The following is a 19,163-nucleotide window of genomic DNA, read 5'->3' as shown; positions in this document are numbered from 1 at the left end:
TTGATAGGAAGCCTATGGCCGCCAAGGACGACGACAACTCCCGCGACGACAGCCAGGATAACGCCCATTCGCTCGACATCAGTCAGGCTGCGGTCAAGAAGATGATCGCCGAGGCGAAAGAGCGTGGCTATATTACCTATGACCAACTCAACAATGTATTGCCCCCCGATCAGGTCAGTTCCGACCAGATCGAGGATGTGATGTCGATGCTGTCCGAAATGGGCATTCAGGTCGTCGAAAACGAGGAGGAGAGCGAGGAGGCCGAGAGCGCCGGTGCCGTCGTCACCACCTCCACCTCGCGCGAAGTCGCTGTCGCCACGACGGAGACGGAGAAACTGGACCGGACCGACGATCCGGTGCGGATGTATCTGCGCGAGATGGGCAGTGTCGAATTGCTGTCTCGTGAAGGCGAGATCGCCATTGCCAAGCGGATCGAGGCAGGGCGGAACACCATGATCGCGGGGCTGTGCGAAAGCCCGCTGACCTTCAAGGCCATCACCATGTGGCGGCAGGAGCTTCTGGACGAAGACATCCTGCTGCGCGACGTGATCGATCTGGAGACCACCTTCGGTCAGTCGATGGATGATGACGAGGAGGAAGAACTCACCCCGACAGCGGCGAACGGTTCGGAGGCACCGACCCAACAGGCCGGCGAGCGCAAGCAGGAGGTGGATGCCGATGGCAACCCGCTGCAAAACGACGATGACGAGGATGACGACGGCGCCAATCTGTCGCTTGCCGCGATGGAAGCCAGCCTGAAGCCGCAGGTTCTGGAAACCCTCGAAGCCATTGCCCGGGATTATGAAGAACTCGCCCATATGCAGGATCAGCGTATGTCGGCGACGCTGAGCGAGGATGGCAGTTTCTCCACCTCGGACGAATCGGCCTATCAGAAGCTGCGCAGCGAAATCGTAACCATGGTGAATTCGCTTCACCTGCATAACAACCGGATCGAGGCGCTGGTCGATCAGCTTTACGGCATCAACCGCCGCATCGTGACCATCGATTCCGGCATGGTCAAACTGGCCGACGCCGCGCGGATCAACCGGCGTGAATTTGTCGACGCCTATCGCGGCTCGGAACTTGACCCGGCATGGATCGACCGGATGGGCGAAAACAAGGGCCGGGGCTGGCAGGCGCTGTTCGAACGCAGCATGGGCAAGGTCGAGAAGCTGCGTGGCGACATGGCCGAGGTGGGGCAATATGTCGGCGTCGATATTCAGGAATTCCGCCGCATCGTCAGCCAGGTTCAGCGCGGCGAGAAAGAGGCGCGTCAGGCCAAGAAGGAAATGGTCGAGGCGAATCTGCGTCTGGTGATCTCGATCGCCAAGAAATACACCAACCGTGGCTTGCAGTTCCTTGACCTCATTCAGGAAGGCAATATCGGCCTGATGAAGGCCGTGGATAAGTTTGAATACCGCCGCGGCTATAAGTTCAGCACCTATGCGACATGGTGGATACGGCAGGCGATCACCCGGTCGATTGCCGATCAGGCCCGCACGATCCGTATCCCGGTCCATATGATCGAGACGATCAACAAGCTGGTCCGCACCGGTCGCCAGATGCTGCATGAGATCGGCCGCGAACCGACGCCGGAGGAACTGGCCGACAAGCTGCAGATGCCGCTGGAAAAGGTCCGCAAGGTGATGAAGATCGCCAAGGAGCCGATTTCTCTCGAAACTCCCATCGGGGATGAAGAGGACAGCCAGCTTGGCGATTTCATCGAGGACAAGAACGCCGTCCTGCCGCTGGACAGCGCTATTCAGGAAAACCTCAAGGAAACCACGACCCGGGTTCTGGCCAGTCTGACCCCGCGCGAGGAACGGGTTCTGCGGATGCGTTTCGGCATCGGCATGAATACCGATCATACGCTGGAAGAGGTCGGTCAGCAGTTCAGCGTCACCCGCGAACGCATCCGCCAGATCGAGGCCAAGGCGCTGCGCAAGCTCAAGCATCCAAGCCGTTCGCGAAAGCTGCGCAGTTTCCTCGATCAGTGACGCTGGGTTAAACTATCGCAAGCGACGAAATAACTCCTTGCGTTGATTGACAAAACTACCCTACGCTTTCCCTTGGGACATGTGCCGGGGCGAGAATGACGCTGGAATACCTTCTTTATCGAAGCACGGGCCGGATTGAGCAGTTTGGCGACGACTGCACAAATATTCTGCGCGTTGCACGTTTGCGGAATGCCGATCTGGGTCTGACCGGCTTTCTGCACGCGGAAGATGGCGTGTTCGTTCAATGGCTTGAGGGTCCGGCAAAGGCGCTGAACCATGTGGCAGAGCTGATTCTGTCGGATCGGCGCCATAGCGGAATTACCGTCTTCGGCCGCGGCCCGGTCATCACGCGGCAGTTTCCTGATTGGTCAATGGGATTTTCCAATGGAGAGAAAGCCCCGCTTTTCGACTGGCTGGTCGAAAGCGATGCGAATTCCCACGATCATCGGGCGTTCGGCAACAGCCTCCACCAGTTCCTGCTGCACTGCGCCGCTTAACCCTGATTTGCTTGACCCGGTTGCGGTAATGCATCCAATCGGATAGGTACAAAGCAAGAACAATAATCTGGTGACGTAATGGGCGAGCAACTTCCGCCGCAGCTTGCCATCTGGTTAAGCGATCCGGTGCTGTTGAGCAGAATACTGATCGCGGCGGCTGTTCTGCTGTTCGTGCTGCTGGTCCTGCTCTGGCGCAAAGGCGGGCAACTGGCAGCGGAGCGGGAGGAGGTGCAGCGGCTCGCGCGCGACCTGACCCAGAAACGCGATGAACTGGCGAAGCAGGAAACCGCCTTCACCGATCTGCGCACCCGACATGACACAGAGGCGGAGGCGGCGCGCGCCGGTGCCCTGCGTGCCGGTCAGGCGGAGACACGGCTGGAAGACCGCATCGCGCGGCTTGCCGAACTTGCGGAGGAACGTGACGGGTTGAACGACGCGCTTTATGCTGCCCGCCAGCGTGTGTCGTCGCTGGAGGCCGAGCTTGCGCGCGCCCAACTCGCGGCGGAAAAGGACCGGGAGCGGGCGGCGCATGATCTCAAACAGATCCGGGAACTGCGTGAGGAGATGACCGGGCAATTCCGCCTCATGGCCAACGAAACCCTGCGGGTTCAGGGCGCGGATATGCAGAAATCACATGGCGAGCAGTTGAACGCGCTGCTGAACCCGTTTCGCGAACAAGTGCAGCATTTCCAGCGGGAACTCCGCGACCGCAACCGCATTCTGGATGAAGAAGGCGCAAGACTGCGCGACCAGATCGCCAATCTCGGGACAGAGGCCAGCGCGCTCACCCGCGCCCTCAAGGGCGACAAGCAGAAGCAGGGTGCATGGGGCGAGATGATCCTTGAGCGTATCCTTGAGGAATCCGGGCTTGAACGCGGACTGCATTACGACGTGCAGGCAAGCTGGACCGACGAGGATGGGCGGACATGGCGGCCCGACGTCATCGTGAAAATGCCGCAGAAAAAGCTGCTGGTGGTCGACAGCAAGGTTTCACTCAACGCGTATGAGGAGGCCGTCAACGCCGAGGGCGATCTGACCCGGACGGCGGCGCTGAAACGCCATGTCGATGCCATTCGGACGCATGTCAAATCGCTTTCGGCCAAGGGTTATGACCGGCTGGACGAAGGTGCGGTCGATTATGTGCTGATGTTCATCCCCATCGAAGGCGCGTTTTCTGAGGCGCTGCGTGTCGATCCCGGCCTTGCCAGTTTCGCGATGGATCTGCGCGTCGGGCTGACCACGCCGACCACGCTGATGCTGACCCTGCGGACAGTCGAACATATCTGGATGGTGGAACGGCGGGAAAACAACGCGCTCGAAATCGCCAAACGCGCTGGCGCTGTCTACGACAAGGTCGCCGGCTTCGTGGACAGCCTCGAAGGCGTCGGCAAATCGCTCGATGCGGCCAGTCGCGCTCATGGTCAGGCGATGGACCGGCTGACGCGCGGGCAGGGCAATGTCATCCGGCAGGTGGAAATGCTGCGTGAATTGGGGGCGCGTACCCAGAAAAAGATTGAGTTGGACCACGACAAGACCGATGCGCTGCCGCCACCGGATGAGGAGGGTGAATGATCGGCAAGATCAGCGTCGAAACCGCCGGGCCGGGTCTTTATGAGATCACCGGCGAGCTTGCGCGCTTTGTTTCCGCCTCCGGTGACGGCGTTCTGACGGCCTTGATCCGGCACACTTCGGCCAGCCTGCTGATACAGGAAAACGCCGATCCCGATGTGCAAACCGACCTTCTGGCATGGCTCGACCGCAGCGTGCCGCAAAGCGACGACCCGTCGATGCATTGGATCACCCATCGTTATGAAGGCCCTGACGACATGCCGGCGCATCTCAAGGCCGCGATGCTGCCGACCACGCTTTCCATCCCTGTCCAGTCGGGCCGCATGATGCTCGGGCGCTGGCAGGGCGTTTATATTGTCGAACACCGAACCAGCCCGCATCGGCGCGAGGTTGCGCTTGTTTTCAACGCGTGCTGACCTTCATCTGGTGGTATTCTGCCACAAAGCCACAAATCCTGTTGCGCTTTTGCCTCTGCTTGTGGATAAATCAGAGGTGAGAGCCAGATAAGGGTCAAAACATGCGCTGCCCGTTCTGCGGAAACGCTGACACACAGGTGAAGGATTCCCGGCCCGCCGAAGAAAACGCGGCGATCCGGCGGCGGCGCTTCTGTCCCGGTTGCGGCGGACGCTTTACCACTTATGAACGTGTGCAGCTTCGTGACCTGGTCGTCGTCAAGACCAATGGCCGTCGCGAGGATTTCGACCGCGACAAGCTGACCCGCTCGATCCGGATCGCCATGCAAAAGCGCCCGGTTGAGGCGGAGCGGATCGATCAGATGATCTCCGGCATCGTGCGGCGGCTGGAAAGCATGGGCGAGACCGATATCAACTCCAAGGTGATCGGCGAGATCGTGATGGAAACCCTCGCCCGCATCGACAATGTCGCCTATGTGCGCTTCGCCAGCGTCTACAAGAATTTTCAGGATGCCGGCGATTTCGACAAATTCGTCTCCGAGTTGCGCCCTCCCCAAGGGGCTGACGAAAAGGCGTGACCGACGATCTTCGGCACATGAACCATGCGTTGCGGCTCGCGCAGCGCGGATTGGGCAATGTGTGGCCCAATCCGAATGTCGGCTGCGTTATCGTGAAAGACGGCATCGTTGTCGGACGCGGCTGGACCCAGCCCGGCGGTCGTCCTCATGCCGAGCGGATGGCGCTCGATCAGGCAGGCGATGCCGCATGCGGGGCGACGGTCTACACCACGCTGGAACCTTGTGCGCATCACGGACGAACACCGCCTTGCGCAGATGCCCTGATCGCTGCGGGGGTGGTTCGGGTCGTCTCGGCACTGACCGATCCTGATCCGCGCACCGCCGGGCAGGGTCATACCCGGCTGCGCGATGCGGGGATCACAGTGGCCGAAGGGATCGCGGCGGAGGCGGCGGCCCGGCTTCAGCGTGGTTTCTTGAAGCGCGAAACCCAAGGGCTGCCGATGGTGACCCTGAAGCTCGCCTCCAGCCTCGACGGCCGGATCGCGACCGCGTCGGGCGAAAGCCAATGGATCACCGGGCCAGCAGCGCGCCGTCATGTTCACCTGCTGCGCATGCGGCACGATGCGGTCATGGTTGGCGGCGGCACGGCGCGGGCGGACATGCCTTCGCTGAATGTGCGTGGCTTCGGCCCGGTGCGCCAGCCGGTGCGGGTTATCGTTTCGTCGCAATCGCTGCCGGACCTGCCGCCGGAGGATGCCGCGCATGGACCGCTGCGTCAGATTTCCGGCAATCTTCGCGACGGGCTGGCGGAGCTGGCCGGTCAGGGGATCACGCGGGTGTTCTGCGAGGGCGGCGGCAGGCTTGCCGCCAGCCTTCTGGCCGATGATCTTGTTGACGATCTGGTGTTTTACAGCGCCGGGTTGGTGCTGGGCTCGGAAGGGCGGGCCTCGGTCGGGGCGATGCCGCCGGGTCGCCTGACCGACGCGCCGCGCTTCGATTTGCGCCGCAGCCTTCGCCTTGGCCCGGATCTGTGCCAGTTCTGGAGCCGTAGCGAGGCTTAGCGTCGCCAGATCCAGCTATGCTGGCTGAACAAAGACTGCGCCTTGGACAACCAGCGCAGGCGGGGCGCTTGGGCGGCGAGGCCGGGATCGGTCAGGCGATCAACCGCGACTTCGGGCGGGCAGGGCAACAGGCGCACCGGATCGAAATAGCGGGGATAGGCAATCAGCGCGGCATGGGTCAGCCCGTCCAGCCCCGGTCGCGCGTCTCGCCGCCCGGCGATCGGGCCCAGATCGCGGCTCAGACCCCAGCCAGCATAGAATGGCGCGCCCAGAGTCGTGACAGGCACGCCGCGCAACAGCGCCTCAAACCCAAGGGTAGAGGTGATCGTCCACACCTCATCCGCATCGTTGATCAGCGCCACAGGGTCCGCATCCCGCGCCACATGGTCGGCAAGCCGGGTCAGATCGGCTTCGGGGATGTCACCCGGACGCAAGCCCGCCTCGATATCCGGGTGCGGTTTGTAGATCACAAACGCATCCGGGTTTTCCGCGCGCACCCGTTCCAAGAGCGCGAGATTGCTGCGTTCCGCGCCCGCGCCGCGCTGGATGGAGGCGTCGTCCTCCACCTGTCCCGGCACCAGAATGCGCCGCCGCCCGTCACGAGGGGGCAGCGAAATGGATGTCTTGAGATTATACTTGGTCAGCCCCGCAGCGATCAGCCTTTCCCGAAGCTGCGCCGCACGCGCGACCCCGCCCGGCGGCAGCGGCGCTGCCATCAGCTTTTCCAGCCGTGACGGGCGCGTCGGATCGTAATAGATGCCAAGATCATCCGCGACCAGCGAAAGCGGCGGAACCAATGCTGCACCCAGACCACGGGAGCGCAGGAACCCGTCTTCAACCCTTAGTTTGGGCGGATGCTGAAGCTCCTGTTCCCGGCTGGCCCAGCAAAGCGTCGCCCTCTCAGCACGGTCATTGGTGAATCGGACGCCACGACCGGAGCCGAAGCTGCGCGCGATCGCGGCCCGCTTCCACAGCCGCATACCATAAGCACGATGCCCCGCGTGATCCTGACGCCAGGCCTTTGCCTCGGCTTCGAGTTGATTGACCGCGCCGTTGAAATCCGTCAGCCGGTCATGGCAGGGATCGTACCAGATCGGGGCGAGCAGATGAGAGGCCGCCAAAAGCGTTTCGATTGAGGCATGACCGCGACGCGGAAAATTATGTTCATCATCGCTCAACCCCCAACCGGCATAGAAGGGGTGGCCGAAGATGCGCGGCACATGCCCCGCCAGCATCGCCTCATATCCAAGCTGAGAGCTGTACACATAGACCGCTTGCGCACCACGCAGCAAAGCCCAGGGTGAGAGGGGACCATCCGCGATCTCCTCCCCGTCCCGCAGATCATCGCGCGTAAAATGCCCGGCCCGCAGACCGTTTGCGGATTCCGGGTGGCTTCGGATGACGATGCGCGCGCCGGGGTTTTCCGCCCGCGCAACCTCCAGCATCCGCAGGAATTCCGCGCGACCGGCACCCATGAGCGAGGCGTCACCCGCGACCTGATCTATCACCAGAACATAGCCGGGGGCGGGCAGCGGGGAATCGGGCAGATGTCCGTTATACTTGGACAGATCAGCCGCGATCAGCCGGTCGATCCCTGTGCGGGCCTGACCGGCAAACGCCGCTGCCCTGCCGGAGGTCACCAGCGTCTCGATCAGTGACGGGCGGGCGGGGTCAAAATGCAGGCCCAGCGGATCGACGATCAGCCCCAGCGGACCCCGTCGCGCCACCGGACCCCGTGCCCGCCCCGGAAGGACAGACCGCAGAAACGCGTCCTCCACATGCACCAGATCGGCACGACGGCGCGCAGCAACCGCTTTTCCGCGCCACGACGTAGCCGCTGCCCCCCATATGCCGACCGCGTCACCGGTGTCCGGTATCCCGACACAGGGCGTCCAGCCCGCAAGGTCGAGTATTCTGCGCACCTGCCCGCGCAGCAGCCCGCCATTGAATACGAAAAGCCGCCGGGGCCGAACCCCGGCGGCTGAAGATGGTTCAGGCTGCATTAAAGCGTGTTGGACAGCGCATTCGCAGATTGCGCGCCGCCGGTAATCGCGCCGAGGATCTTCTGCCACTGCACATAGGGTGCCTCGGTGACATAGATCGTATCGCCATCGCGGACGAGGAAGTCACGCGCCAGGAACAGTCCGTTCGGCCGCGTCAGGTCCAGCACATAGGCCATACGCTGTGTCCCGTTGATCGGCTGGCCAAGCACGGCGGAGGCGACGGCACCGGGTTCGTCCCGCAGCACGAACACACCCGTCGGATCGGCGGTGTTGGTCGAAAGCCCGCCGACCATCGCCACAGCCTCAATCGCGCTCACCTGCTCGTTGCCCAGCGGCACCTGAGTTTGGGAGCCGAGCGCACCGAGGGCGGTAAAGCTGCGCTGATCCTCCTCCACCAGAATGACGTCACCGGGCCGCAGCGCGATGTCGTAGGAGGGGTTGAAATACAAATCCGACAGCCAGACCTTGCCGGTCTCGCGCCCGCGTTTCACGGTGACCACGGCGACCTCGGGTTCAATATTGACGCCACCCGCCTCCGCCAGCATCGAGGACAGGTTCCGGGTTGGCCGTTCGATCGGGTAGACACCCTGACCGAAGACCTTGCCCATGACCGACACCGTCGCGCCGTCACCGGCCACGCGGGTGACGGTCACCTGCGGGTCGGGGGTCTGGCTTTCCAGCCGCGAGGTGATGGCGTTGCGAAGCTGTTCCGGGGACCGGCCGGCGGCGCGCACACGCCCGGCGTAAGGGACGAAGATATAGCCCGCGCTATCAACCTGAAGCTGTTCAAGCTGGGTCGAGCTTTGACCCAGACCGGCCAGCAGCCCGTCATCGACGTTTTCCCAGATCATCAGGCCCAGCGTGTCGCCCGGACGAATCTCATCCGCGCCGACCGCGCCTGCACTCAGGAAACCGCTGGAAAACCCATAGGACGGGGTGAAATTGGCGGTCCGGTTAACATGGTTGTTGACGTAAATAATATGCGCATCGCCGCCGTTTTCGACGGCACCGGACAGGATTTCATTCTTGCTCGGGCCTGAACGCGGCAGGCCGCATCCCGCCAGCGCTGTTACAGCAATCATTGCCAATGTCAGGGGCATGCGCATGTTGCGCGGCTTTTCGACCGAGATCGGGTTAGACATGTATCCTCTACTCCTGATTGTGCCGCTGCCTGAAGCTGCCTCTTGCGTCGCAAGATAACGGCTGATCGCGATATCTTCTATAGTTACTTGCATGTTAACCGGAATCCGATCCGGGTTGTTGCCTCGTTTCCGCATGTCCCGTCGCGAAGGCGTCATAGGGATCGGCAGGGGCCAGCATCATATCGACCAGCAAGCGCAGCGCCGGGGCCCGGGCCCTTTCTGCGTAGAAGCCACCGGGAAGCTGGCTCGTTTCCAGCAGGTAATCCCGGTAACGCCGGTAGAGATGCGGATTTGGCCGCGCCGGACGCACGAAAAATTCCGCAAGATGCTGCGAAGAAACCAGATTTTCCTTGCCATAGACCGCCCGGCCCAAAGCCTTGACCGGAAGCCCGCGCCACAATGCCTGCTGTGCTGCCGTCGAGTTTACCGTAACGACCGAGCGCGCATGGCCCAGAAGCGGTGCAAGCTTGCCGCCCGGCACCAGATGCACGCGCTGCGAAATGCCCAGCTCGGCGGCTTTTTGCCTGATGACGGTGCCGTACTGGCCGCGATTATCCTCCAGCGGATGCGCCTTGAACACCAGATGGTGATGATTAGGCGCATGTTCGGCAAAGTTCTTCAGCACCTCATCGACGAACTCGCGCGTGGAGCCGTAATCGGAATGGGCCCGAAAACTCGCATCATGTTCAAGCTGCATCAGAACCAGCGTGAAGGGGTTTCCGCTCCGCCGGATTCTGCGCGACCTCATCGACTGGCTGACCATCATGTAAGGGCTGAAGATCAGGCGGCGCAGATGCAGCCTGAACTCGCGCATGACCGAGATATCGCGATGCGTCCGATAGTCGGGGAAACGGCCGTTCGCGGTCAGCAGGAGGAAATGATAAAGCGCGCCATAGAATTTATGCTGCCGCATATCCCCCCAATTCGCCGGGGGACGCGGAATATCACCCTGCGGCCCACGAAGCGCCGCACGCATGTCGGACAGCGAAATTTGCATCAGCCGCGAATGTCCGTTCGATCCGCCCCGCTCATAGGTGATCCAGAAGGGGCGAAGATAACCTTCCTCGAACACATGCAGCGTCAGGCCGTGGTTCCGTGCTGCCTGCCTGGCCGCGGCATGAACCGGCCGCACATCGCCGTAAAGCACGATATCGGTCACGCCTTTTTCGGATATGATCCGGGCCAGATGCGCGGGCCATTCCTCCGCCGGGGCCTGATGCCGGATCAGCCGGTCCTTCCGGTCCCAGAAAAATACATCGCCGGCATTGAACGCCACGCGCCAGACGGTCGCGCCGGTCTGGTCCAGAATATGGCCGAGACGATTGAAGAACGGCCCATGCGGCCCTTGCAGCAGCAGGAACACCCGCTCGCCCGCAGGCACATTCGCGGCCCAGCAGGTCGCGTCCTGTGAAAGCTCTGGCTGTAGAATGCGCGGCATAAGCAGAATGCAGTCCCTCGTCTTGTCAAAGACATATATGTCCCATTCTACCGATGGTTGAAACCTTTTTTTGCAATACAAAAAAAACTTGCGCCAACAGACTTGCCGTCGCGCCCGCGCTTCGCTAGCCAGAATGCAAAGCGCAGGAGGCTAAATGTTCACCGGCATTATCACCGATATTGGCATCGTCACCGGGGTCGAGATGCGCGGCGACATGCGCGCCCGTATCCAGTGCGGCTACGATATGGACAGCGTGGACATGGGGGCCTCCATCGCCTGCGACGGCGTATGTCTGACGGTCATCGCCAAAGGCCCGGACTGGTTCGATGTCGATATTTCGGCAGAGACAGTTTCCAAGACCAATATCGGTGCGAATGGCTGGAACAATGGCAAGCGGCTGAATCTGGAGCGGGCGCTGAAAGTCGGGGATGAGCTTGGCGGTCACATCGTCAGCGGCCATGTCGATGGCGTGGCCGAGATCGTCGATATGCGGGACGAGGGCGACAGCACGCGGCTGGTCTTTGACGCGCCTCCGTATCTGGCACGGTTCATTGCGCCAAAAGGCTCGGTCGCGCTGAACGGCACGTCGCTGACCGTGAACGAGGTCGATGGCAACCGCTTCGGCATCAATCTGATCCCGCACACGCAGGAGGTCACGACCTGGGGCGATGCGAAGACCGGCGACATGGTCAATCTGGAGATCGATACCCTTGCGCGCTATGTGGCACGGCTGGCAGAGGCGGATCTGTCCTGACCCGCTGCCGGATGGCTTAAGAAGGGGGTTCCTTCATCGCTGACACGCCGGGGCGGGTGGTAATGAAATCCGCGCCCATGATCATGGATGCTGTCGCGTAACCGGAAGCGCCGCTTTGGGCCTGGCACCACGCGGCAATCTCAACCGCCGTATCGACCGTAAGGCTATAGACATTCGGGGCTGAAAAACTCAGCGCAACCCGCTCGCCATCCGGGGCAATGGCCTCGCCCCAGAACTCGGTCCGCTGTTCGGAACGCGCCTCGTCATCTGGTCCGCCAGCAAAGCGCGCTTCGACCATTTTTTCGAGCCGTTTCTTGACCGAATCCTTGCCCAGCAATCCGCGGAACGGTGATGCAAGCCGCATCGCGATGGCCAGCGACCGGGGCAGGGCGGCATAGACCATGCCATTCGGCACGCCGGTTGAGACACCAGATGTAAAGACATCGCCCCACGGGATCGTCGCGGCCCAGCGATCGCCCTCGGGGAAGGGGATTTTGCGGATGTCATACGCGTTGCCAACCTGCTCCAGCTTGTGATCGCGCCGGACAAGCCCGCCATGCTCCAGCGCCTCCAGCGTGGTTTTCGCGGTGCCGATGCTGGGTTTCGTGCCAAAGGAAAAGGCGAGATTGATCGTCTCGGCATTCGGCAGGCGTTCTTTCAGCGACGCGGCGAGGCAATCGGTCGGGACGATGTCGAACCCCGCACCGGGGCACAGGATGACACCGGCCTGCCGCGCGGCCTCGTCGAGATCGTGACAATGAGAGAAAACGGGAATTTCTCCGGTGATGTCGACGTAGTGGGTTTTCCGGTCAAGGCAGGCCGCGACAAGCGGTGCCGCCGTCCGGGAGAAAGGTCCGGCGCAGTTCAGGACCGTTCCCACATCCGCAAGATGTTCCGCCGCATCTTCCGCATTGAACGCGCGGTAATCCAGCAACAACTCTTCAGCCAGCGGGAGCAGCTTGCCCTCGCTGCGGCCGGCGATGATCGGCTGGTGTCCGCGCTCAACCGCCGCGCGGACAATGAGTTCGCCGGTGTAACCATAAGCACCGTAAATCATGAGATTGCGCATTCAGACCTCCGCGCCGTTTCGGCATCGAGTTCAGGGCATCAAGGGGAATTGGCGTGTTCGCATCTATAAGCGTAGCGCATGGCGTGCCGTGGTTTCAAGCATCTCCCCCGTCCGCCCGCTCGCCAGGATTGCCGACACAGCCCCGACGGGTGGAGGCAAATGAAAAGGGGCGCGACCGCGCCCCCTTCGTTCCTAGGGTGGATAAAACCTACCGCAGGATCGACTTGCCCGCATAAACCGCAGCCTCACCCAGCGTTTCCTCAATCCGGATCAGCTGGTTGTATTTCGCCAGCCGGTCGGAACGCGCCAGCGAACCCGTCTTGATCTGGCCGCAATTGGTCGCAACGGCGAGGTCGGCAATTGTGGCATCCTCGGTCTCGCCCGAGCGGTGCGACATCACCGAAGTAAACCCGGCGCGCGTGGCCATCGCGACCGCATCCAGCGTCTCGGTCAGCGTGCCGATCTGGTTCACCTTGACCAGCAACGAGTTGCCGCAGCCCTTCTCGATCCCCTCGGCCAGCCGCTTCGGGTTGGTCACGAACAGATCGTCACCGACAAGCTGAACCGAGCCGCCCAGTTTCTCGGTGAGCAGTTTCCAGCCCTCCCAGTCGTCTTCCGAACAGCCATCCTCAATCGACAGGATCGGATAATCGCCGCACAGCGCCGCGAGGTAATCCACATTCTCCGCCGGGCTCAGCGATTTTCCTTCGCCCGCCATCTCGTATTTGCCGCCCTTGAAATACTCGGTCGAGGCGCAGTCGAGCGCCAGCATGATGTCGTCGCCGGGCTTGTATCCGGCCTTTTCGACCGCCTTCAGGATGAAATCCAGCGCATCGCGGGTCGAGGACAGGTTCGGCGCAAAGCCGCCCTCATCGCCGATCCCGGTCGACAGACCCGCCGCCGAAAGTTCTTTCTTCAGCGTGTGGAAGATTTCGGAGCCCATGCGGACGGCGTCGCGGATATTCTCCGCCGAGACCGGCATGATCATGAATTCCTGGATATCGATCGGGTTGTCGGCATGTTCGCCGCCATTGATGATGTTCATCATCGGCACCGGCAGCACATGCGCCGAGGTGCCGCCGACATAGCGGTAAAGCGGCAGGCCGGAGGCATCCGCCGCCGCCTTCGCCACGGCAAGGCTGACGCCGAGGATCGCATTCGCGCCCAGACGGCCCTTGTTCTCGGTCCCGTCGAGTTCGATCATCAGCCCGTCAATGGCACGCTGATCGGTGGAATCCTCACCGATCAACTGCTCGACGATCTCGGTATTGACGCTCTCAACCGCCTCCAGCACACCCTTGCCGAGATAGCGCCCCTTGTCGCCATCGCGCTTTTCCACAGCCTCATGCGCCCCGGTCGACGCGCCAGAGGGCACAGCGGCACGGCCCAGCGTGCCGTCTTCCAGCGTGACATCGACTTCAACAGTCGGATTGCCCCGGCTGTCGAGAATTTCGCGGGCGTAAATATCGATAATGGCGGTCATCTGGTCCTCCAATATGGTCCGTTAGCGCTTTCATACTTGCCCTGTCATGAAGCTGAAAGCCGCAATTTTTATGACAGCCGTATTTCAGCCCAGATCGGAAGATGATCGGAGGCCCGGCGGGCAAGCTGACTGTCGCCCACGCCATGATCCAGTATCTCGATCCCCGGAGACAGCGCCATCCGGTCCAGCCGCAGCCGTGGCATCGGCGCGGGATAGGACGGGCCGGGGGCAAGCACATGCAGTGCGCCCAGCGATTCCAGCCCGCGATCATCGCGCCATTCGTTGAAATCGCCCATCACCACGACCGCATCCCCGGCCAGCCGCGCAGCCTTCGCCGCCAGCCGCGCAAGCTGCGCCCGGCGGGAGGAACGGGCGAGGCCCAGATGAACGGCAATCAGCGTCAGCCCGTTCACCCGCAACGCAATCGCGCCGCGCGGCTCCAGCCCCGGCAGGGGCAGGCGTCGGGTTTCGGCCATCTCCGCCAGATTGGGACGCAGCAGCACCGACTGCCCGTGCCAGCCGAGCGAGGTTTCTCCGGTCGTACGCATCTCGACCGGCACCAGCCCGGTCATTTCTTCAATCATACCGCGCGGCAGGGCTTCGGGGCGGGCGCCGAAGCGGAAATCGACCTCCTGCAAGGCGATGATGTCGGGGGCGAGGTCGGCGATGACCTGCAAATTGCGTTCGGGGGCATGCGGGCCGGTCAGGCCGCGACATTTGTGCAAATTGTAGCTGGCGATGCGAAGTTTCATGTGCCGCAGAATGTGCGGGTCACGCGCTCCTCCGCAAGGGGGGGATTGGACAGATCGTCCCACGCGGCGCGATTTTCAAACGGCGCGCGCAATGCGGCATCGAGCCGGTGGAACGGTGCGTAATCGCCCGCGACCGCTGCCTGAATGGCCTGCTCGATCCGGTGATTGCGCGGGATGCGGACGGGATTGGTGCGCCGCATTAGCCCGGTGTCGGGGCTTTGGGCCTGCCAGTCGTGTTGCCAGTCGTCGAAGGCCTCGCGATTGAGGAACTCGTCCCGCGCCGTGCCGTCGGACAAACCGGCAAAGACACGGGTGAAATCCGCCTGCTCCGACGCCATCAGATCCAGCAGCCGGTCGATCAGGGCTTTCCCTTCCGCCGAGGGGAACAGACCGATCTTTGCACAGAACCGGTCCATCCACGCCGCCTGATAAGTCGCCGGAAAACTATGCACCACCCGCGTGGCGTCCGCGATGGCCTTGTCCTGATCCGACCCCATCAGCGGGATCAGGCAGGAGGCGAGCTGGGCGAGGTTCCACACTGCCACATGCGGCTGCTGCGACCAGGCATAGCGGCCATGCCGGTCGATGGAGGAAAAGACCCTATCCGGGTGATACCCATCCATGAACGCAGCGGGACCGTAATCAATCGTCTCGCCCGAAACCGCCATGTTATCGGTGTTCATCACCCCGTGGATAAAGCCGAGCGCCATCCAATGCGCCACCAGCCGGGCCTGCGCGGCGACGACCATCTCCAGCATCTCAAGGGGCGAGGATGCTTCGGGGTAATGTCGCGCCATTACATGATCGCACAGCGCCCGCAACGCCTCCAGATCGCCGCGAATGCCGAAATATTCGAATGTGCCGACGCGGATATGGCTCGCCGCGACACGGGTCATGATGCCGCCGGGCAGGACGGTTTCACGCTGCACCCGCTCGCCGGTCGCGACGGCGGCGAGGGCGCGGGTGGTCGGCACGCCAACCGCCGCCATGAATTCGCTGTCGAGATATTCGCGCAGCACCGGGCCAAGCCAGCTTTTGCCATCACCCTGCCGCGAGAATGGCGTCCGGCCCGCGCCCTTCAATTGCAGATCGAAGCGTTTCCCGTCCGGCGCAACAACCTCACCGATCATCAGCGCCCGACCGTCGCCAAGCTGCGGCGACAGATGCCCGAACTGATGCCCGGCATAGGCCTGCGCGATCGAGGCCGCGCCTTCGGGCAGGGCATTCCCCGACAGCATCGCCATCCCGGCCTCGCTTCGCAACCAGTCGGTGCTCAACCCCAGCCGTGCTGCCAGCGTTTCATTCAGCGCGATCAGCTCCGGGTCGGGGCTGCCAGCGGGTGCCACCTGCGCAAACATGCGCGGCGGCAGGTCGGTATAGCTGTTGTTGAATTCAGGCGCGGTCATGGGCCTGATGTAAGGCGCTTCCGGCGAAAGAAAAGGGGCGCAGACCGCGCCCCATCCAGTTCATGTTCGTCCCGGCCCCGATCAGGCTGCCTGATCTGTCGCCCGGCTGATGCCCATCCCGTGCAGGATACCGGCAACCGCGCCGCCAGCCAGCGGGGCGGCGATGAACACCCAAAGATCGGCGAGCGCGCTTCCACCGGCGAACAGGGCCGGTCCGATGCTGCGGGCCGGATTGACCGAAACGCCGGTCACGTCAATGCCGACAAGATGGATCGCCGCGAGGGTCAGGCCGATGGCCAGCCCCGCGAAGCCGACCGGCGCCGAGGAATGCGTTGCACCAAGGATCACGGTCACGAACAGGAATGTCGCGACGAACTCGAACAGAAGCGCCGCGATGAGGCTGTATTCGCCGTTATATCCCGCGCCAAAGCCGTTCTGCCCCAGCCCGTTAACCGCGACGGAATAATCGGCCCGGCCCTGGGCTATCAGCAGGATGACCAGCGCCGCCAGAATTGCACCGGCAATCTGGGCGATGACGTAGCCGGCCAGCTCGCTGGCCTGCATCCGGCCCGACAGCACAAACCCGAGCGACACCGCCGGGTTCAGATGCGCGCCCGAGATTGCGCCCAGCCCATAAGCCGCCGCGACAATGGACAGACCGAACGCCATTGCGATTCCGTGATAGCCGATCTGATCGCCCATCAGCACGGCGGAGCCGCAGCCGAAGAAAACGAGGATGAAAGTGCCGATAAGCTCGGCAGTAATTTTTTTCGACATGAGTGCCTCAAATGTCCAGAAATCAATGAGGTCGAAAAATACTATCTCTGGTTGAAAAGCAAGCCATACAACCGCTTCTCTTGCAGGCTGCGACATGAGCGCGTATCGCGGACGGAAAGGAGAACGGCGATGAAATTTCTCGATCTGGCCAAGGTCTATATCCGCTCTGGCGGTGGCGGCGCGGGAGCGGTCAGCTTCCGGCGCGAGAAATATATCGAGTTCGGCGGCCCCGATGGCGGCGATGGCGGACGCGGCGGTGATGTCGTGGCCGAAGCGGTCGAGGGGCTGAACACGCTGATCGATTTCCGCTATCAGCAGCATTTCTTCGCCAAGAACGGCCAGCACGGGATGGGGCGGCAGCGCACCGGCGCGGGCGGCGACGACATCGTCCTGCGGGTGCCGGTCGGAACCGAAATCCTTGAGGAGGATCAGGAGACGGTCATCGCCGATCTGACCGAGGTCGGGCAACGCGTGGTGCTGGCAAAGGGCGGCAATGGCGGCTTCGGCAATCTGCATTTCAAATCCTCCACCAACCGCGCGCCGCGCAACGCCAATCCGGGGCAGGAGGGTGTGGAGCGGACCATCTGGCTGCGGCTGAAACTGATTGCCGATAGCGGGCTGGTCGGGCTTCCGAATGCGGGGAAATCCACTTTCCTCGCCGCGACATCGAATGCCCGGCCCAAGATCGCGGATTATCCGTTTACCACGCTTCACCCAAATCTCGGCGTTGTCGGCGTGGATGGGCGCGAATTCGTCATGGCCGATATTCCCGGCCTGATCGAGGGCGCGTCGGAGGGCAGGGGGATCGGTGACCGTTTCCTTGGCCATATCGAGCGCTGCGCGGTCCTGCTGCATCTGGTTGATGCAACGGCGGAGGATGTGGTGGCGGACGCGCAGACCGTGCTGACGGAACTGGCGGCCTATTCGCCGGTGCTGATGGAAAAGCCCCGCGTGACTGTGCTGAACAAGATCGACGCCGTGGATGAGGAGATGCTGGCTGAGAAGCGTGACGCTCTGGCCGATGCGCTCGGCACCGAAATCATGACCATGTCCGGCGCCACCGGCAAAGGCGTGCAGGAGGTGCTGCGCGCGCTCTGGACCCGGATCGCGCCGTCGCGCGCGGTCGAGCAGAAGGAAGACGGGCCGTGGCGTCCCTGAGCCCCGATCCCGCGCGGCCAGATATTGCAGCCGCGAAACGGATCGTCATCAAGATCGGCTCGGCCCTGCTGGTCGGGCCGGAGGGGCTGCGTGGGGATTGGCTGCGCGGGCTTTGCGACGATGTGGCGGCGTGGCGGGTACGGGGGGCAGATGTGGTGCTGGTCTCCTCCGGCTCCATCGCGCTTGGGCGTCGGGTACTGGGGCTCGCGGCCGGGGGGGCGCTGCCGCTGGAACAGGCGCAGGCGGCCGCGGCTGTCGGGCAGATCAGGCTGGCCCGCGCCTATGAGGAGGCGCTTGCCCCGCATGGGGTCTCGACCGCGCAGGTGTTGATGACGCTGGAGGACACCAGCGACCGCCGCCGCTATCTGAACAGCCGCGCGACGCTGCAAACGCTGTTGTCTTTCGGCGTGGTGCCGATTGTGAACGAGAATGACACGGTTGCGACGGATGAAATCCGCTATGGCGACAATGACCGGCTCGCCGCCCAGATCGCGGTGACGGTCGGCGCGGATCAACTGATCCTGCTGTCCGATGTGGATGGGCTTTATACCGCGAACCCCAAGACCGACGCATCGGCACGGCATCTGCCCGTCGTCGCGCGGATCACGCCGGAGATCGAGGCTATGGGCGGTGATCCCGTCTCCGGCCTGTCAAAGGGCGGAATGAAGACCAAGCTGCTGGCAGCGCGTACGGCGGTGACCGGCGGTTGTGCGATGGCGATCGCCGAAGGGTCGGTGCTGCGGCCCCTGTCGGCTGTGGCCGGGGGTGCGCGGGTGACATGGTTCCTGCCGGACGGTGACCCGCAACTGGCCCGCAAACGCTGGATCGCGTCGATGAAACCGCGCGGCGAGGTGCTTGTCGACGATGGCGCGGCAAAGGCGCTTGGACAGGGCAAGTCGCTGTTGCCTGCCGGGGTGACCGGGATCGGTGGCGATTTCGGACGCGGCGATCCCGTCGCGGTGCTTGGACCTGCGGGGGAAACGCTGGCACGCGGGCTGGTGCGTTATACAGCCGATGAAGCGCGCGCGATTGCCGGGCATCGCAGCGCCGAGATCGCGGAGATCCTCGGCTATGAGGGCCGCGCGGCGCTGATCCATCGCGACGATATGGTGATGTGAGGGCAGGA

Annotated in this window: 17 protein-coding genes; 9 read left to right on the top strand and 8 right to left on the bottom strand. The window is 62.9% G+C overall.

All coding sequences use genetic code 11. The features are described from left to right. Positions 1–14 precede the first annotated feature (14 nt). From rpoD to ribD, 6 genes are all read left to right on the top strand, one after another. Positions 15–1,997, top strand: coding sequence for an RNA polymerase sigma factor RpoD (gene rpoD, locus PAF12_RS06155; protein WP_271109220.1), 1,983 nt, complete (start codon positions 15–17; stop codon positions 1,995–1,997). Positions 1,998–2,092: 95 nt separating this feature from the next. Continuing rightward, positions 2,093–2,494 (top strand): BLUF domain-containing protein, encoded by a 402-nt coding sequence (locus PAF12_RS06150; RefSeq protein ID WP_271109218.1) that lies wholly within the window; start codon positions 2,093–2,095, stop codon positions 2,492–2,494. A gap of 78 nt (positions 2,495–2,572) precedes the next feature. After that, positions 2,573–4,066 carry a DNA recombination protein RmuC gene (gene rmuC / locus PAF12_RS06145; protein ID WP_271109216.1) on the top strand — a complete coding sequence of 498 codons (1,494 nt, stop codon included), beginning with the start codon at positions 2,573–2,575 and terminating at the stop codon, positions 4,064–4,066. Next, positions 4,063–4,479, top strand: coding sequence for a secondary thiamine-phosphate synthase enzyme YjbQ (locus PAF12_RS06140; RefSeq protein ID WP_271109214.1), 417 nt, complete (start codon positions 4,063–4,065; stop codon positions 4,477–4,479). The genes rmuC and PAF12_RS06140 overlap by 4 nt, the downstream gene beginning before the upstream one ends. A 101-nt stretch (positions 4,480–4,580) precedes the next feature. Further along, positions 4,581–5,054, top strand: coding sequence for a transcriptional regulator NrdR (gene nrdR / locus PAF12_RS06135; RefSeq protein ID WP_271109212.1), 474 nt, complete (start codon positions 4,581–4,583; stop codon positions 5,052–5,054). Beyond that, positions 5,051–6,055: a bifunctional diaminohydroxyphosphoribosylaminopyrimidine deaminase/5-amino-6-(5-phosphoribosylamino)uracil reductase RibD gene (ribD, locus tag PAF12_RS06130; RefSeq protein WP_368045162.1), complete on the top strand. Its 1,005-nt coding sequence runs from the start codon at positions 5,051–5,053 to the stop codon at positions 6,053–6,055. Before nrdR ends, ribD begins: the two co-directional genes overlap by 4 nt. On the opposite strand, the gene PAF12_RS06125 is transcribed toward ribD, so the two are convergent. From PAF12_RS06125 to PAF12_RS06115, 3 genes are all read right to left on the bottom strand, one after another. Beyond that, positions 6,052–8,058 (bottom strand): capsular polysaccharide biosynthesis protein, encoded by a 2,007-nt coding sequence (locus PAF12_RS06125; RefSeq protein ID WP_271109210.1) that lies wholly within the window; start codon positions 8,056–8,058, stop codon positions 6,052–6,054. The genes ribD and PAF12_RS06125 overlap by 4 nt on opposite strands. Continuing rightward, positions 8,058–9,200 carry a polysaccharide biosynthesis/export family protein gene (locus tag PAF12_RS06120; protein ID WP_271109209.1) on the bottom strand — a complete coding sequence of 381 codons (1,143 nt, stop codon included), beginning with the start codon at positions 9,198–9,200 and terminating at the stop codon, positions 8,058–8,060. The genes PAF12_RS06125 and PAF12_RS06120 overlap by 1 nt, the downstream gene beginning before the upstream one ends. Positions 9,201–9,294: 94 nt before the next feature. Continuing rightward, positions 9,295–10,638, bottom strand: coding sequence for a capsule biosynthesis protein (locus PAF12_RS06115; RefSeq protein ID WP_271109208.1), 1,344 nt, complete (start codon positions 10,636–10,638; stop codon positions 9,295–9,297). A 154-nt stretch (positions 10,639–10,792) separates the two neighbouring features. Between PAF12_RS06115 and PAF12_RS06110 the strand changes: the two genes are divergently transcribed. Beyond that, positions 10,793–11,392 carry a riboflavin synthase gene (locus PAF12_RS06110; RefSeq protein WP_271109206.1) on the top strand — a complete coding sequence of 200 codons (600 nt, stop codon included), beginning with the start codon at positions 10,793–10,795 and terminating at the stop codon, positions 11,390–11,392. Between the two features lie 16 nt (positions 11,393–11,408). Here PAF12_RS06110 and PAF12_RS06105 read toward each other — a convergent pair whose 3' ends face one another. From PAF12_RS06105 to PAF12_RS06085, 5 genes are all read right to left on the bottom strand, one after another. Continuing rightward, entirely contained in the window at positions 11,409–12,461 is a 1,053-nt protein-coding gene (locus PAF12_RS06105) for a trans-acting enoyl reductase family protein (RefSeq protein ID WP_271109204.1), read from the bottom strand. 208 nt (positions 12,462–12,669) lie between these two features. After that, a complete protein-coding gene (gene eno, locus PAF12_RS06100) occupies positions 12,670–13,944 on the bottom strand; it encodes a phosphopyruvate hydratase (protein ID WP_271109202.1) in 1,275 nt (424 codons plus the stop codon). Between the two features lie 68 nt (positions 13,945–14,012). Beyond that, complete coding sequence (locus tag PAF12_RS06095; RefSeq protein ID WP_271109201.1) at positions 14,013–14,696, bottom strand: endonuclease/exonuclease/phosphatase family protein; 684 nt, start codon at positions 14,694–14,696, stop codon at positions 14,013–14,015. Continuing rightward, positions 14,693–16,102 carry a YdiU family protein gene (locus PAF12_RS06090; protein ID WP_271109199.1) on the bottom strand — a complete coding sequence of 470 codons (1,410 nt, stop codon included), beginning with the start codon at positions 16,100–16,102 and terminating at the stop codon, positions 14,693–14,695. The genes PAF12_RS06095 and PAF12_RS06090 overlap by 4 nt, the downstream gene beginning before the upstream one ends. A gap of 81 nt (positions 16,103–16,183) precedes the next feature. Further along, a complete protein-coding gene (locus PAF12_RS06085) occupies positions 16,184–16,879 on the bottom strand; it encodes an MIP family channel protein (RefSeq protein WP_271109197.1) in 696 nt (231 codons plus the stop codon). 129 nt (positions 16,880–17,008) lie between these two features. Here PAF12_RS06085 and obgE point away from each other — a divergent pair, with 129 nt between their 5' ends. Together obgE and proB are read left to right on the top strand one after the other, a co-directional pair. After that, positions 17,009–18,037, top strand: coding sequence for a GTPase ObgE (gene obgE / locus PAF12_RS06080; RefSeq protein ID WP_271109196.1), 1,029 nt, complete (start codon positions 17,009–17,011; stop codon positions 18,035–18,037). Beyond that, complete coding sequence (gene proB, locus PAF12_RS06075; protein WP_271109195.1) at positions 18,025–19,155, top strand: glutamate 5-kinase; 1,131 nt, start codon at positions 18,025–18,027, stop codon at positions 19,153–19,155. The genes obgE and proB overlap by 13 nt, the downstream gene beginning before the upstream one ends. The last annotated feature ends 8 nt before the right edge of the window (positions 19,156–19,163 follow it).

The sequence above is a fragment of the Paracoccus sp. SCSIO 75233 genome, from assembly GCF_027912675.1.
In the GTDB taxonomy this organism is placed as follows: Bacteria; Pseudomonadota; Alphaproteobacteria; order Rhodobacterales; family Rhodobacteraceae; genus Paracoccus.
The sequence above is the reverse complement of the archived record's forward strand: the minus strand, read 5'-3'. Positions and strand labels throughout refer to the sequence as shown.

What these genes read in the sequence shown, in the direction of transcription:
- PAF12_RS06095 (WP_271109201.1), bottom strand. Translation starts at nt 14,696, where the DNA reads ATGAAACTTCGCATCGCCAGCTACAATTTGCACAAATGTCGCGGCCTG.
- rmuC (WP_271109216.1), top strand. Translation starts at nt 2,573, where the DNA reads ATGGGCGAGCAACTTCCGCCGCAGCTTGCCATCTGGTTAAGCGATCCG.
- PAF12_RS06140 (WP_271109214.1), top strand. Translation starts at nt 4,063, where the DNA reads ATGATCGGCAAGATCAGCGTCGAAACCGCCGGGCCGGGTCTTTATGAG.
- PAF12_RS06085 (WP_271109197.1), bottom strand. Translation starts at nt 16,879, where the DNA reads ATGTCGAAAAAAATTACTGCCGAGCTTATCGGCACTTTCATCCTCGTT.
- rpoD (WP_271109220.1), top strand. Translation starts at nt 15, where the DNA reads ATGGCCGCCAAGGACGACGACAACTCCCGCGACGACAGCCAGGATAAC.
- PAF12_RS06090 (WP_271109199.1), bottom strand. Translation starts at nt 16,102, where the DNA reads ATGACCGCGCCTGAATTCAACAACAGCTATACCGACCTGCCGCCGCGC.
- PAF12_RS06150 (WP_271109218.1), top strand. Translation starts at nt 2,093, where the DNA reads ATGACGCTGGAATACCTTCTTTATCGAAGCACGGGCCGGATTGAGCAG.
- eno (WP_271109202.1), bottom strand. Translation starts at nt 13,944, where the DNA reads ATGACCGCCATTATCGATATTTACGCCCGCGAAATTCTCGACAGCCGG.
- PAF12_RS06120 (WP_271109209.1), bottom strand. Translation starts at nt 9,200, where the DNA reads ATGTCTAACCCGATCTCGGTCGAAAAGCCGCGCAACATGCGCATGCCC.
- PAF12_RS06110 (WP_271109206.1), top strand. Translation starts at nt 10,793, where the DNA reads ATGTTCACCGGCATTATCACCGATATTGGCATCGTCACCGGGGTCGAG.
- PAF12_RS06105 (WP_271109204.1), bottom strand. Translation starts at nt 12,461, where the DNA reads ATGCGCAATCTCATGATTTACGGTGCTTATGGTTACACCGGCGAACTC.
- PAF12_RS06125 (WP_271109210.1), bottom strand. Translation starts at nt 8,058, where the DNA reads ATGCAGCCTGAACCATCTTCAGCCGCCGGGGTTCGGCCCCGGCGGCTT.
- PAF12_RS06115 (WP_271109208.1), bottom strand. Translation starts at nt 10,638, where the DNA reads ATGCCGCGCATTCTACAGCCAGAGCTTTCACAGGACGCGACCTGCTGG.
- nrdR (WP_271109212.1), top strand. Translation starts at nt 4,581, where the DNA reads ATGCGCTGCCCGTTCTGCGGAAACGCTGACACACAGGTGAAGGATTCC.
- obgE (WP_271109196.1), top strand. Translation starts at nt 17,009, where the DNA reads ATGAAATTTCTCGATCTGGCCAAGGTCTATATCCGCTCTGGCGGTGGC.